Annotated in this window: 13 protein-coding genes; 4 read left to right on the top strand and 9 right to left on the bottom strand. The window is 42.2% G+C overall.

Annotated elements, in window-relative coordinates:
- Positions 1–41 precede the first annotated feature (41 nt).
- The 4 genes from IGJ15_RS06955 to IGJ15_RS06940 are packed head-to-tail and all read right to left on the bottom strand — an operon-like array spanning position 42 to position 4,654.
- The gene (locus IGJ15_RS06955; protein ID WP_333719222.1) at positions 42–1,079 is read right to left on the bottom strand and encodes a rhamnose ABC transporter substrate-binding protein; all 1,038 of its coding nucleotides are present in this window, start codon (positions 1,077–1,079) and stop codon (positions 42–44) included.
- Positions 1,066–2,088 (bottom strand): ABC transporter permease, encoded by a 1,023-nt coding sequence (locus IGJ15_RS06950; RefSeq protein ID WP_333719223.1) that lies wholly within the window; start codon positions 2,086–2,088, stop codon positions 1,066–1,068. The genes IGJ15_RS06955 and IGJ15_RS06950 overlap by 14 nt, the downstream gene beginning before the upstream one ends.
- Complete coding sequence (locus IGJ15_RS06945; RefSeq protein ID WP_430599395.1) at positions 2,088–3,113, bottom strand: ABC transporter permease; 1,026 nt, start codon at positions 3,111–3,113, stop codon at positions 2,088–2,090. Before IGJ15_RS06945 ends, IGJ15_RS06950 begins: the two co-directional genes overlap by 1 nt.
- On the bottom strand, positions 3,113–4,654 hold the full coding sequence (locus tag IGJ15_RS06940; RefSeq protein ID WP_142973290.1) for a sugar ABC transporter ATP-binding protein: 1,542 nt from the start codon (positions 4,652–4,654) through the stop codon (positions 3,113–3,115). The genes IGJ15_RS06945 and IGJ15_RS06940 overlap by 1 nt, the downstream gene beginning before the upstream one ends.
- Positions 4,655–4,900: 246 nt before the next feature.
- Here IGJ15_RS06940 and IGJ15_RS06935 point away from each other — a divergent pair, with 246 nt between their 5' ends.
- A complete protein-coding gene (locus IGJ15_RS06935; RefSeq protein ID WP_142973289.1) occupies positions 4,901–5,782 on the top strand; it encodes a helix-turn-helix domain-containing protein in 882 nt (293 codons plus the stop codon).
- Between the two features lie 62 nt (positions 5,783–5,844).
- Here the strand turns inward: IGJ15_RS06935 and IGJ15_RS06930 are convergent, their stop codons facing one another.
- The 5 genes from IGJ15_RS06930 to IGJ15_RS06910 all read right to left on the bottom strand — a co-directional run bounded on the left by IGJ15_RS06930 (position 5,845) and on the right by IGJ15_RS06910 (position 10,802).
- Complete coding sequence (locus IGJ15_RS06930) at positions 5,845–6,462, bottom strand: HAD-IA family hydrolase (protein WP_005230151.1); 618 nt, start codon at positions 6,460–6,462, stop codon at positions 5,845–5,847.
- Between the two features lie 216 nt (positions 6,463–6,678).
- Entirely contained in the window at positions 6,679–8,271 is a 1,593-nt protein-coding gene (locus IGJ15_RS06925; RefSeq protein WP_333719321.1) for a TPM domain-containing protein, read from the bottom strand.
- A gap of 140 nt (positions 8,272–8,411) precedes the next feature.
- Positions 8,412–9,761, bottom strand: coding sequence for a PFL family protein (locus IGJ15_RS06920; protein ID WP_005230144.1), 1,350 nt, complete (start codon positions 9,759–9,761; stop codon positions 8,412–8,414).
- A gap of 8 nt (positions 9,762–9,769) precedes the next feature.
- The gene (locus IGJ15_RS06915; protein ID WP_005230142.1) at positions 9,770–10,036 is read right to left on the bottom strand and encodes an ACT domain-containing protein; all 267 of its coding nucleotides are present in this window, start codon (positions 10,034–10,036) and stop codon (positions 9,770–9,772) included.
- Positions 10,037–10,139: 103 nt separating this feature from the next.
- Positions 10,140–10,802 carry a 2,3-bisphosphoglycerate-dependent phosphoglycerate mutase gene (locus IGJ15_RS06910; RefSeq protein ID WP_123833724.1) on the bottom strand — a complete coding sequence of 221 codons (663 nt, stop codon included), beginning with the start codon at positions 10,800–10,802 and terminating at the stop codon, positions 10,140–10,142.
- Positions 10,803–11,217: 415 nt separating this feature from the next.
- Here IGJ15_RS06910 and IGJ15_RS06905 point away from each other — a divergent pair, with 415 nt between their 5' ends.
- From IGJ15_RS06905 to IGJ15_RS06895, 3 genes are read left to right on the top strand one after another with little or no spacing between them, the layout of a single operon-like run.
- Positions 11,218–12,699, top strand: a complete 1,482-nt coding sequence (locus tag IGJ15_RS06905; RefSeq protein ID WP_123833723.1) for an ABC transporter permease subunit — start codon at positions 11,218–11,220, stop codon at positions 12,697–12,699.
- Positions 12,692–13,414, top strand: a complete 723-nt coding sequence (locus IGJ15_RS06900; RefSeq protein WP_005230134.1) for an amino acid ABC transporter ATP-binding protein — start codon at positions 12,692–12,694, stop codon at positions 13,412–13,414. Before IGJ15_RS06905 ends, IGJ15_RS06900 begins: the two co-directional genes overlap by 8 nt.
- A 17-nt stretch (positions 13,415–13,431) precedes the next feature.
- Positions 13,432–14,586 (top strand): pyridoxal phosphate-dependent aminotransferase, encoded by a 1,155-nt coding sequence (locus tag IGJ15_RS06895; protein ID WP_115232426.1) that lies wholly within the window; start codon positions 13,432–13,434, stop codon positions 14,584–14,586.
- Positions 14,587–14,616: the final 30 nt, after the last annotated feature.

Below are 14,616 nucleotides of genomic sequence, written 5' to 3'. Positions count from 1 at the left end.
AAGGTGCTTGTTTCCCTCAAGCACTCTTTTTGCCATTTTTTTTAATAGACTTCTTTCCATTCGTCGATGTTGCTGCTATCAAATCGGAACGGCTCTCCTAGGAAGGACTCTGTGCCGCCATCAGGTGCTTCGGTGATTTCTTTCGTTCCTAAATCTCCTGCTTCAAATGTTTCCCCTACGGAACCGCTAATGTCTTCTTGTGCCAATGCGGTCAACAAATAACCGGTCATATAGCCAATATCGATAGGATTCCAAAGATACATATATGGGCAGACATCATTGTCAATGTATGCTGCCATTTCAGAAGGAAGCCCCAGTCCTGTGACTTTAATATTGTCCGAAACGCCTTTGTCTTGAACAACTTTAGCGGCAGCTGCGATACCGACGGTAGAAGGTGACATGATCACCCTTAAATCAGGAAAAGATTGCAATAATGCCTCTGTTTCAGAAGTAGATTTATCTCTCAGGTCATCTCCATAAGCAATTTTTACAAGCTCAAGTCCGGCATATTTTTCATCTTCTGCCATCAGTTCTTCCATCCCAGCAATCCAAGTATTTTGATTCGTGGCAGTACTGGTGGCGGAAAGAATTGCAAATTGTCCCTCTCCTCCTGCCAGATCTAAGACAGCATCCATCATTGCAACAGCAATCGCTTTCGGGTCGGCTTGATTTACATGAGCCTGTCTTGATTCTTGGTTGACTGCAGAGTCAAAGCTCGTGACAGCAATGCCTTGATCCATTGCTTGCTTTAATGCAGGCTGCAATGCGTTCTCATCGTTTGCTGCGATGGCGATTCCATCCACGCCTTGTGTGATCAACTCTTGAATTATATTGATCTGCTGCTCTGCCGTGGGCTGATCTGGTGTTTTTTCAATGACTTGATACCCTTGCTCTTCAATCGCCTTCTTGAAGCCCTCAATCTGTTTCTCATTAAACGGGTTGCCAGCACTTTTAGCCACGATTGCGTAAGTTCCTGATGAATTCTCTACATTTCCAGCACTTTCCTGCCCATCGCCGCAAGCAGCTAAAAACATGACAGCTGTGGCGATTGATAAACCGATCCATTTACTTAGTTTCATTGATTGTCCCTCTTTTCATCCATTTAGTTGAGATTTTTGATAGATCAAATCTAGTAATTAAAACGCTGATAATCAGCAATACACCTAAAATCATCGTAATCGTCTGCGCTCGCAGATTGATGATTCCCAAACCATACCTTAAGAAACCAATGATAAAGGTTCCTAAAATCGGACCAAAAACTTTTCCTTTGCCTCCACTAGTACTGATTCCGCCAAGGACACACATGGAAATCACTTCCAACTCGTAACCAGAGGCAATATCTGCCCGAACGCTAGACATTCTTGAAGACAAAAACAAAGCGGTGATTCCAGCCATAGCCCCCATTAGTGTATAGACGATTAAAAAATTCTTTTTCGTTTTGATTCCTGAAAACAAACTTGCTTTTTTGTTGCTTCCCATCGCATATAGTTCTCTTCCAAAAGCTGTCTTCGTCATAATCAAACAAAAAACAATTGCTGTAAAACCAAAGGCAAGAGCAATCAGCGGTATCTCCCCTAATTTTCCCCATCCCAATTGTTGGAACCAATCCGGAAAGCCTGAGATCGACTGATTCTCCAATAATATATAAGCAAGCCCTCGGTAAATCGTTAGCGTTGCCAAAGTGATGATCATCGTTGGCAACTCAGGAAATAAATTGACGAGGATCCCGTTAAGCAAACCACAGACAGATGCCAGTATAAGACAGGCAACGATGGCTATTACCATAGATCCGGTCTGCTGATAAACGAGTCCCATGCCGACCGCTGATAAAGCAACGGTTGAACCGATAGAGATATCGATCTCCCCCAGAAGTAAAATCATCGTCATAGGAAAAATCATAAAAGATTTATCAAGGAAATTCATCATCGCTGTACTTATGGAACCTGCGTTTAAATAATTTGGTGAAATCATACTGTTCATTATCTGGATTCCCACCAGTATCAAAAGCAGAATAAATTCCCAAGAAAAAAGAAATCTCATCCATGGGGATTTTTCATAATCTGGAACGGTCTCTTTTCTTTTAGCCATTACAATTCTCTCCTTTTCAGTGCGGCAGCATCCGACCGACGTTTCATTAATACATTCATTACAATAGCAGCAACGATGACCACCCCTTGAATCGCATCCTCCCAAAAGGTTGACGCATTTAACAACGGCAAAGCATTATTCAAGATACCGAAAAGTAATGCCCCCGTAATCAAGCCAGAAATTTTCCCTACGCCTCCATTAACACTAACACCCCCTAATACGCAAGCTGCAATCACGTTTAATTCATACCCAGAAGCAGTATCTCCTTGTGCAGAAGCAAACTTACTGACCCATAAAACACCCGCTAAGCCAGCAAGCAAACCATTGAGCATGTATACAAGAATCAACGTTCTTTCTTTACTGATCCCTGTGATCGCCGTAGCCTCTTCATTGGATCCCACAGCATACATGCGACGACCACTTCTAGTAAAATTCAAAATATAATAGAAGACTGCCAGAACGATGAAAGCTGCCCAAATCAAATGATTTATACCTAAAAATGAACCTGTTGCGATCTCTTTAAAAGCATCAGTCATTTGAAAAGCACTGACCCATTGATTATCACCAACGATGTAGGTTAAACCGCGATAGACATTCATCATCCCCAGTGAGGTAATAATCGGCAGGATCCTTCCTTTGGCAATCAAAAGGCCTAAGACCAGTCCTGAGAAAAGCCCCACGAAAAGCCCCACGAGCACGGCAACTATAACCGGGATGTTCGGAAAATCTCGGATAAAAACCGCTGAGGACATCCCAGATAAAGCAACAACTGCCCCCACAGAAAGATCGATTCCGCCTGTGATCAAAACCATCATCATTCCCACAGCCAAAATAGCTAAAATAGAAGTGTTGGTCAACATATCGGTCAAATTGACCATTGTCAGAAAACTGCTGTTTTGAGTTTGGATAAATACTGATGCTACTAAAATAAATAAGATCAATCCAAGTTCCCGTGAATTAGGAAGTTTATCTTTTAATCGCTTGATACCAAATCCGTTTTGCTTTTGCAACTCATTAAGTTCCATTACAAAACCTCCTTTACTTTTTCAGAGTTGCTGGATACCTTCTCAACATCCTGGGCGATCATCGCAAGGGCCAGAATACGTTCCTGTGTGGCTTCTTCCACTGACATCTCGCCAGTGATTTTCCCTTCCTTCATGACATAGATACGATCAGCCATGCCCAAAACTTCAGGCATCTCCGAAGAGATCATTAGAACTGCATAACCTTTAGAAGCAAGATCGCTGACAATTTCATAGATAGCCGCTTTAGCTCCGACATCTACTCCTTTCGTCGGTTCATCGAGAATGATCAGCTTCAAAGAAGAGGTAAGCATTTTTGCAACAACGATTTTCTGCTGATTCCCTCCTGACAACGTGGAAGCTTTATCTGAGATACTTCGACACTTAATTCCCAGCTTATTCGATAACTCCTGAGCCAACTGATTTTCTTTTTTGGGCGCTAGCCAAATTGAATTGCTAATTTTTCGCATGTTGGAAAGAGTAATATTATCACCGATCGAAAAATCTAAAATCAGCCCTTCTTTTTGACGGTCTTCCGGTAGCAGACCGATTCCATGAGAGAGCGCATGGTTTGGGTTTTTCGGAACGAATTTTTCCCCATCCAGATAAATCGTTCCCTGATCCGCTTGGCTGATTCCAACAATCGATTCCACTACTTCAGTTCTTCCAGCTCCTACTAAACCGGTCAGAGCTACGATTTCTCCTGCTCGAACACTGAGATTAATATTTTTGTAATAGCCTATCTTCGACAGTTGCTCCACACGAAGTACTTCTTCTTTGGGAGTCAGCGTTTGTTTTGGAAAGAGTTGGTTGATTTCTCTGCCAACCATCGCCACGATTAAATCATGGTTGGCGATTCCGTTCACATCCCAACATCCAATATATTGTGAATCCCGAAAAACGGTGACTTTTGAAGCAAGGCGATACATGTCTTCAAAACGATGAGAGATAAAAATGATCGACTTACCTTCATCTCGCAAGCGTTCCGCCAATTGATAAAGCTCTTCACTTTCAGAAGCAGTCAAAGCTGCAGTAGGCTCATCCATGATAATGATATTGGCCTTCTGCGAGAGCGCTTTTGCTATTTCAACGATCTGCTGCTGGGCGATTGAGAGCTCTCCCATCCGATCTTTTGCAGAAAAATTAGCTTTCAGTCTTTTGAGAAGACGGTCCGCCTGCTCATTCATTGCCTTCCAGTTAAGTGTTTTTAGTAAACCGTTCGTCACCTCATGCCCCAAGAAAATATTTTCTGCAGCAGTCAAATCAGGATATGCGACGATGTGTTGGTAAATGGCAGCAATTCCCGCTTCTCTTGACTCGGTGGTATTTTTAAAACATACTTTCTTGCCTTTAAGATAGATATCACCTTCATCCGGCTGGTGGACGCCAGTAATTACTTTGATAAAGGTTGATTTTCCTGCACCATTTTCTCCCATCAGTGCATGAATCTCGCCTTTGCCTAATTTGAAATGGACATTATCAAGTGCCTTGACCCCAGGGAATGTCTTAGTGATACCTTTAAGCTCTAAAACCGTTTCTGACATCTTCTTTCATGACCTCCTTTGAAATCGTTTTCTATAACGAAAAGTATAGCCCGTATATGGTGAGGAAACGAGGGGAATTCTTTGGTTCAGTGAGTGTTTTTTTTCGAAAAATCAGCATAAATGACACTTTCTTGGCATCATATGTTCCAATATTGTCAAAGCGATTTCAACAAAAATTATCCTTTCTAAAATTTGCTATAATTTCACCTGTACTGAGTGGGAGAGATTAGCAAAGGGGTGCATATAATGAACGAGGAGAAAAAAAATCAGCCACAAACCCTTAAAGGCGAACAGTCCTTTAAAATGACTAAATTGAAGGGTTCCCCTACAGTGATTCAAAGAAAATACTACGAGGAGGCCATTTTTATTTATGTAAGAAGTGGTCAGGGTTCGTTATTTATTGAAAATACTTGTATTAAAATCAATCGGTATGACTTCGTAATGATCTCGCCTTCCGTTCCTTTTCATATCGATCAGTCAGACAATGATGTGATCATGATTATTCAAGCACCACCTAAATTTATTAAAAAAGATCTTTTTCCAGCCTTAAAAAATAACGAACAAGTAAGTCCTTTTTTCTTTCCATTCGTTTACGAGACACCAATGAAAACACCTTACATATATTTTAAAAGCCGAGACACCTCACCGTTAAACTCTTTCAACAATTTTTACTACGAGTGGCAAAAAAAAGACAAAAACCCTCGAATCATTACTTTGTTTTTGGCAATCATGATTGAAGACATCAGCCAGTCCTACGAGATGATTACCTCCTGCAATCTTTTCAAAAAAGAATCGGTGGATATTCAAGGAATCATTGATTATATTGAACTGCACTTAAATTCGATCACACTAAAAAAATTGGCACGTCATTTTCATTACAATCCCACTTATCTATCCACTTTTTTCAAAAAGAATACATCCATGAAATTTTCTGATTATGTCAAGATGCAAAAAATGGAAAAAGCTAAGGAATACTTGTTGCATACCGATCATTCGATCGATCAAATTGCTATCTTGTTAGGTTACTCTGATCGCAGTCAATTCTTTCAAGTCTTTAAAGCCTATTATGGTATTTCACCCAGCGATTTTAAAAAAAGTCGACGTTCTCATACCTTTTGTGACAAGTAATTTCATGATCGTTATCAATGGACAGGAAAGAACATTTTCACCACAAAAAAAGCCTTGATTTCTCAAGACTTAATGATTTCTTGTATTTCAGCCATTGATTGGACGGTATGGTCGGCAGATACATCTTTTAAGAGACCTTCTATATCATAAAATATCGTCTTGACACCTGCTCCTTGTCCTGCAAAAACATCCATCGTGCGATCACCGATCATGACAGTCTGATCTTTGTCTAGTTGATACTTTTCAACAAGATAAATCAGGGAAGTTGGATCCGGTTTGCGGGGGAAGTTGTTTTCTGGGCCAACGATCTCAACGATCAGGTCTGCCATCTGTTCTTTTTCTAACAACTCTTTCGTTGAGACGACATCGCGGTGGGTCAAAATGTAGTTCTTGCCACCAGCAGCAACCACGGCTTCTAATGTTTCTTTGGTTCCTGCAAAGGAAAGCGGCAAACGATCATCCAGCGCTTCATTTGCTTTGAATGCTTTAGTGAACTCTTGAAAATCTAAGTTGTATTTTTCAGCAACTTTTTTGGAAGATGAATCTTTCAGTATATAATAAATCTCCGCTGGATCTGGATCAAAGCCATACTCCTTCAATGTCTTGATAAAAGCTTTTAACATGATTGGGTAGCTGTCGTAAAGTGTTCCGTCAAAATCCCATATGTAAGATTGGTACATGATATCCCTCGTTTTCTCCCTTTTTCAAATGAATGAAAGTTCCATTCATTTTCAGTAACTCTAAAAAGTTTACCACACTTTGTTTGGTTTGTCTTATTTATCAAGGGATTTCCTCTACAAGAAAAAACGCCATTGACCATACAATCCTTCCGCTTGCACAAACCAACATGCAAGCGAATGCATTGCAGAACAATGAACGTTCCTCACTACGAAAAATTACCAGCTACCAGAAACACCGCCACCGCTGCTGCTTCCTCCGCTAAAGCCGCCAAAATCATTCGAAGAACTTTGCGTATCGGCAATGACTTGTTCTTGATGGGTCACATGATTATTCATCATCACAAAGAACAACGCCATATTCATACCATGGGGGTCATACTCTTGGCGAGCATTATTCAAAACGGCTGCTCGATCAGAAGCATCAAATGAGGATAATTTGTTCGCTAAATCTGGGTGATTTTGATAAACCTGTTTCAAGTCAACTTGGAACAAGGCATCTGTTTTCACTTCCGCTAGAACATCAGAAACTTCTTTTGGAATGGCTTGTACCATCTCAGGATAGGTCGCTTTTTCCGTCACAAGTTGAGCTAAGTATCGCCCTTGCTCATTGCGTCTTCTGATCTCTTCTTTGGCTTGCTTGGCTATTTCTGCTCGATAAGCATCTGCTAAAGGCAGATTTTCGGGTAACACCGCATCAGTCAAATCGTAGTCTGCCATCCGTTCAGTCACTTCCCTGCCTAATTGGGCTTCATAGGTTTTTAAGGTGTCATGTTGTGTAAGGATCACCTGACCGAAATGTTTGACCGTGGTTTGTTTCTTCATCAGCAAGTTTGAAAAATAAGATCCAATTGCTGGATTCGTCAAGGCATGTTGGAAAACTCGTTTATCCGCAGTCGACAATCCGGTGATCGAGCTCAATTTCGCTGGCACGTAAGTACTCGTCACATACTGCGTAAATGCTTGTTGACAATCTTTTGCTGTCTGATACTGATGGTAACGCTGATAGTTCTTTCTATTGCTAGCCCATTTCAAGAAATCTTTCTGTTGGAAGTGACTATCTTCTAACAGATGTTTCGGCAATGGCAGGTGCTCTTCAAAACGCCGTTTGGTTTTAAGATGGCGAAAACTGATGAACCCGACAAGGCCTGCAGCTGCTGCCGCTACGACTCCACTGACGATTTTACCAATAGTGAACCACATCTGCTTAGTGGCTTCTGCTTCTTGTGCCTGTTTTTCTGCTAACATTTGCTTGCCATCTTGATAGATCGTCCCTAAACCAATCGTTTCATCCGCTTCTTTCATTCGCTGATAGACTTCATTAGAAGCTGCCAATATCGCTGTATCATAATCTTCATCTCGTAATGCGTCTTTGGCATCTTCATCCACTAAATCATCTTCCGATAGCTCACTGAAGACATAGGATAGTCCATCGCCATAACCTAGACGAAATTCACGATCGTCAATGGCAAAGAGAAACAATAGTCCATTATTGTCCTCTGGATTTCCTAAACCATACTCATTGAACAGTTCCAAATTACGCTCTTCAATCGATTGCCCATCTAAAGAAGGGATCGTGATCACAGCATATTCTGGCGCTCCAGTCAATGATTGGAAGCCCTCTTTATTCAAAGCATCGATCTGTTTGATCGTCTCTTGTGAAAGGACCCCGGCATCATCACGAACAAATGTCTGTCCAAAGGCAATTGATGGTTGAAGGACAAAAAATCCCATCAAACCAACAAAAACCAACATCCCAAGTTGGAAGATTTTCTTCATTTTACCACCCCTTTTCATCGTGTTATCTTTCATTGTATTCGATTTCAAATGATAAAACATCCGCCTTAAGCATGAAAAAAATAGTTAGATGACTAAAAAACCTTTAAAAGACAGCATTTTGGTCGGTCTTTTAAAGGTCATTTTATCATATTTTCCTAGTAAAGGAGTACAAATTAATTTTTGAATGAATGGATCGGAGCAGGAATACGTCCCCCACGTAAAATGAAATCAGTAGACTGCGCAGGATTGGTTTTCATCACTGGCGCCGTTCCTAATAATCCACCAAATTCAATGCGGTCGCCGATTTTTTTGTCTTTCGCTGGAATGATTCGGACAGCTGTCGTCTTGTGGTTGATGACACCGATCGCTGCTTCATCCGCAATCATTGCGGCGATCGTCTCAGCAGAAGTATCTCCTGGAATCGCAATCATATCCAAACCGACAGAACAGATCGCCGTCATGGCTTCAAGTTTTTCTAAATTCAATAAACCAGCTTCTACTGCTTTGATCATCCCTGCATCTTCAGAAACGGGGATAAAGGCACCCGACAGACCTCCAACATGGTTACATGCCATTACGCCGCCTTTTTTTACTGCATCATTTAACAAGGCCAAAGCCGCTGTCGTTCCGTGGGTACCGACAGATTCTAGACCCATTTCTTCTAAAATCAATGCCACACTATCGCCGACTGCAGGAGTTGGCGCCAGCGAAAGATCGACGATCCCGAATGGAACGCCCAAGCGCTCTGAAGCCACGCGCCCGACCAATTGCCCCATCCGCGTGATCTTGAAAGCTGTTTTTTTGACTGTTTCCGCCACAACATCAAAGGACTCGCCTTTGACTTTTTCCAAGGCACGTTTGACGACACCAGGTCCGCTGACACCAACGTTGATTTCCACATCAGCTTCACCGACCCCATGAAAAGCCCCTGCCATAAAGGGATTGTCTTCCACTGCATTGGCAAAGACGACGAGCTTCGCACAGCCCATATCTGATGCCTCAGCCGTTTTCTTGACTGTTTCTCCCATCAGACGTACTGCATCCATGTTGATCCCAGCTTTCGTTGATCCAATATTGACCGACGAACAGACAAAATTGGTTTGAGCCAAGGCTTCTGGAATCGATTCGATCAATGCAAGGTCGCCGCCTTGATAGCCTTTTTCTACTAGTGCGCTATAGCCGCCGATGAAATTGACTCCAACTTCTTGCGCCGCTCGATCCAAGGTCTTCGCAACTTTGATACAGTCTGCGGGTGTCGGCTGGCAAGCTGCCACTACGATCGCTACAGGGGTAACCGAAATCCGCTTGTTAATAATCGGAATGCCATATTCACTTTCGATCTCTTCGCCGACTTTGACAAGATCTTTCGCTTTTGTTGTAATTTTTTGAAAAATTTTCTCACAAGTACGATCAATGTCGGCGTCAATACAATCCAATAATGAGATCCCCATTGTGATGGTACGAATATCTAAGTTTTCTTCTTCCACCATGCGAATGGTTTCAAGTATTTGATTTGTCTCCATAGTGCCTCCTATAATTTGTGCATGGTATCAAAAATCTCTTGATTTTGAATGCTGATTTTTACACCTAATGTACGACCAATTTGGTGAAGCTCCTCACGAACACCATCAAAATCCTGATTGGCATCCATGTTTAAAAGCATCATCATCGTGAAGTAATCTTCCATGATCGTTTGGGACACATCTAAAATATTGATTTCTAATTCTGCTAATTTCTGGCTAACACCAGCAATGATCCCAACCTTGTCTTTTCCAATAACGGTTAATACGGCTTTCATATCCTCCCGCCTTTCATAAAATTTTTCTTATTATAGCACAACAAAACCACATTTTCGATGTAACATCAAACGAAAATGCGGTTTATTCTTTAAATGTTCGTTATTACGCCCGTTCAATCAAGTTTGCTTGGCTATCAAACTCATAAATGATCGGCTGTGCGTTAGGAACATCGATCGTATCCATGGCATCTTTTGGCACGTCTTCCAAATATTTGACTAACGCCCGCAAGCTGTTCCCATGACCAGTAATGAGAATATTCTTATGATCTTTAAGTAACGGAACCACCTGGTCTTGCCAAAATGGGACTACTCGCGCCACCACCATCCCCAGATTTTCGCCCTTAGGTATCAAGCGGGGGTCTAAAGAATCATAGCGGCGGTCTAAATCATTTTCCTCCACATATAAAGGCGGTTCATCATATCCACGTCGCCATTTTTGCACCTGTTCTTTTCCATACTTTGCCACCATCTCATCTTTATTGACCCCTACTAATTGGCCATAATGACGTTCATTTAGGCGCCATGTTTTTTTCACAGGGACCCAAAGCTGATCGCTGGCTTCCAGAACGGCATCGCAAGTGATGATCGTTCGCTGCAGCACAGATGCAAAGGCAAAATCAAAGGAAATCCCCAATGCTTTGATCTGTTCCCCCGCAGCCCAAGCTTGTTGTCGGCCTTTTTCGGTCAGAGAAACATCTAGCCACCCTGTCCAGTAATTTTCAAAATTTGCTTCACTTTCACCATGTCGAATCAATACGACCTTCATTCTATCGCCTCCTCTTCTCTTTTATTATCGCAAGAAATCCAAAAAATGTCTTATGTTTCGTTTTTGCCGCTTTGTTTAAAACCACTTTTAATTTTGTCATTACAGATCCTGTTTCTCGTTTAAGCGAAGCTGCTTTCTTTCTTCACTATCCGTTATTTTCTAAGCATCCTTTCAAACAGATGTGTATAGAAAATGGCTGCTGCGCCTTTTCCACTTTCTTCTTCCTTGGATTGCAAATAATTTGAATAAATGGTTTTACGCTCTACAACAATTTTTGACTTTTTTTCTCTGACTTATTGACTTCAACTGATGTTATGCTATGATAGTTTCTATCACTTATATGTATTTTTATACATTTATTAGTTATTATTTGCATTTTTAATAGATGCGCAGAAAAAGTTAAAGGGGCGTTTACATGAAAAGGTTTAGTAAGGGTACTGTTGTATTAGGGATCATCACAGCGTTGCTGCCGTTTTTCTTTGTCGGACAAGCACATGCAGAAGAAACCGATCCCATCTATGAAAAAGTCAAAGAAAATGGCGTATTGGTCGTGGGTTTATCTGCCGATTATGCACCATATGAATTCCGTGCCAATGTTGACGGAAAAAATGAAATCGTGGGGATCGATATCTCGATTGCCCAAAAAATTGCAGATGACTTAGGGGTCGACCTGAAGATTGAGGAGCTTGGGTTCGACGCGCTGTTAGGGGCTCTAAAAACGGGTAAAATCGATGTCGTCATCTCTGGGATGGCTGCTACGGATGAGCGCCGTAAAGAAGTCAATTTCACTGACACCTATATGGAAGTCCAACAGACCGTCCTGGTTCGAGCAGAAGATGCGGATCGTTTCCAATCGACGGCTGATTTTGATGGTGTAGCTGTCGGTGCACAACGACAAACCACACAAGAAGAGCTGGCAAATACAGAATTGACTGGCTCGACCGTCACCTCTTTGCAAAGGGTGCCTGATTTGATCACCAATCTAAAATCACGCAAGATCGATGCGATCGTGATGGAAGGTCCCGTCGCTGAAGCTTATGTGACGGCGAATGATACCTTGGCATTAGCCGAAAATGTCACGTTTGAAAACGGCGTGAAGGAGACCGCGATCGCCATCTCGAAAGAAGCGCCAGTTTTACTGGAAAAACTCAATTCCTCCATTGAAACTATCATTAGTAATGATCTTTTAAGCCAATACAAAGAAGATGCCTATCGATTGATGTTTACCGAAGAAGGCACGATCGATGAAGAGCAAAGCTTTTGGGAAAAATATCTGCCTTTTTACATCACTGGAACTGGCTATACGATCTTCCTAGCCTTGGTTGGGGTATTATTCGGCTCTATCGGTGGCAGCTTGTTAGCCTTTATGAAGCTTTCTAAGTCAAAAGCATTGAAAGTCATTGCCGCTGTCTATATTGAATATGTTCGGGGAACACCTTTGTTAGTACAAATATTTATTGTATACTTTGGAACAGGCGTGTTAGGCTTAGAGCTTTCGAAGTTAGCTGCTGGCTGTATTGCCTTAGCACTAAACAGTGCCGCCTATGTGGCAGAAATCATTCGTGCTGGGATCAATGCCGTCAATAAAGGACAGCTGGAAGCCGCTCGTTCATTAGGCATGAATCAGATCCAAGCGATGCGCTTCATCATTTTCCCGCAAGCCATCAAAAACATCTTGCCTGCTTTAGGAAATGAATTTGTCACGGTCATCAAAGAGTCTTCGGTCGTATCGGTGATCGGTGTGTCTGAACTGATTTTCCAAACAGGCGTCGTTCAAGGGGCCAGCTTCAAACCATTTTTACCATACGTTATCGTATCATTGATCTACTTTGTATTGACCTTCGCCCTCTCACGTCTATTGGGTGTTGCTGAAAGGAGAATGAAAACTAGTGATTAAAGTTGAAAAATTAGTGAAAACATTTGGCGAGAATACCGTCTTAAAAGAAATCGATCTTGAAGTGACACCTGGTGAAGTCGTTGTGATCATCGGACCCTCAGGAAGTGGGAAAAGTACTTTCTTACGCTGCTTGAATCTTCTTGAACAGCCGACTGGCGGGAAAATCACCTTCGAAGGCAATGATTTATTGGCAAAAGGGGTGAAAATCGATCAGATTCGTCAAAAAATGGGAATGGTCTTTCAAAGCTTCAATTTATTCCCTCATAAAACGGTGTTAGAAAATCTGACTATCAGCCCGATCAAAGTCAAACAGCAAGAGCAAGCTGCTGCCGAAGAGACAGCGAAAGGATTGCTGGAGCAAGTTGGCTTAGCTGAAAAAGCGGATAGTTACCCCTCTAGCCTTTCTGGCGGGCAGCAGCAACGGGTGGCTATTGCTAGAGCGTTGGCAATGGATCCTGATGTAATGCTCTTTGACGAACCAACCTCAGCATTGGACCCAGAAATGGTTGGAGAAGTGTTGACAGTCATGCAAGCTTTGGCAGAAAAAGGCATGACGATGGTCGTCGTTACCCACGAAATGGGCTTCGCAAAAGAAGTCGCCGATCGTGTCATCTTTATGGCTGACGGTATCATTCAAGAACAAGGAACACCAGAACAAATCTTTGAGCATCCGCAAAATGCGCGGACACAGGATTTTTTAAGCAAAGTTTTATAGAAATTGGAGATGACAAAATGAACCGTCCGTTGATTGCAGAACGTTTTTTACAACCAGAAGAAAATCTTTTAATGGAGATCGCCACTCTTGCGAAGAAAACCCCGAATTTGATTGATTTGTCGATTGGTGATCCTGATTTGATTACAGATGCGACAATCATTGATGCAGCTTTTGCTGACGTCAAAGCGGGTCATACAAAATACACCGCTTCAGACGGTAGTGCTGATTTTATCCAAACCGTCGTTGATTTTTATCAAAAGCAATACCAGCTTACTTTTTCTCCTAGCCAAGTACGAGGAACTGTCGGTGCATTGCATGGCATGTACTTAGCTTTGGCTGCCATCATTGATCCCGGTGATGAAGTGATTATTCACGAACCGTACTTTTCGCCTTACAAACAACAAGTCGAACTAGTCGGTGGTGTGCCAGTCTTTATTCCGACCTTTGAAAAAGATGGCTTTCAAATCGACGTCGAGGTTTTAAAGGCCGCTATCACTGAGAAAACCCGTGCAATCATTATCAATTCACCCAACAATCCTACTGGTGCTGTTTTTTCTCCAGAAACTTTTGAAAAAATCGCAGCAGTTGCCATTGACCATGACTTACTAATCCTCTCAGATGAAGTCTATGAAGCCTTTTGCTTTGATGACACCTTTGTACCGATGGCAGCCTTCGCACCTGAGAACACCATCACATTCAGCAGTTTCTCAAAAGCCTTTGCCATGACAGGCTGGCGAATCGGTTACATGATCGCACCTGAATCGATCAATCTTACGGCAAAACTGATCAATGAGGCGATCGCCTATTCGGCACCAACTCCTTCACAACGGGCAGGTATTTACGCATTGAATCACTATGATACCCTCGTGCCGCAAGTGGTTGCTGTCTTCAAGGAACGACTGACTTACATTGAACAACGGGTTGCTGAGATCCCCTTCCTTTCCTTATCCCCTGTCAAAGGAAGCATGTATGCCTTCATCAACATTGAACAAACGGGGTTGGACTCTGTCAGCTTTGTCGAGAAATTATTAAAAGAAACCAGTGTGCTGATGATCCCTGGGAAAGCCTTTGGAGAAACAACCGGCGATGGCTATGTTCGCTTAGCTGCCACCCAATCGTTGGACTTGTTGAAAGAAGCTTTCGATCGGATTGCCGCGTGCTCATTTGACTAAAGAAAATCCCACTCACTTCTAGTGTGTGGG

It is taken from the genome of Enterococcus sp. AZ079, assembly GCF_050547255.1.
Taxonomy (GTDB): Bacteria; Bacillota; Bacilli; order Lactobacillales; family Enterococcaceae; genus Enterococcus_D; species Enterococcus_D casseliflavus.
The sequence above is the reverse complement of the archived record's forward strand: the minus strand, read 5'-3'. Positions and strand labels throughout refer to the sequence as shown.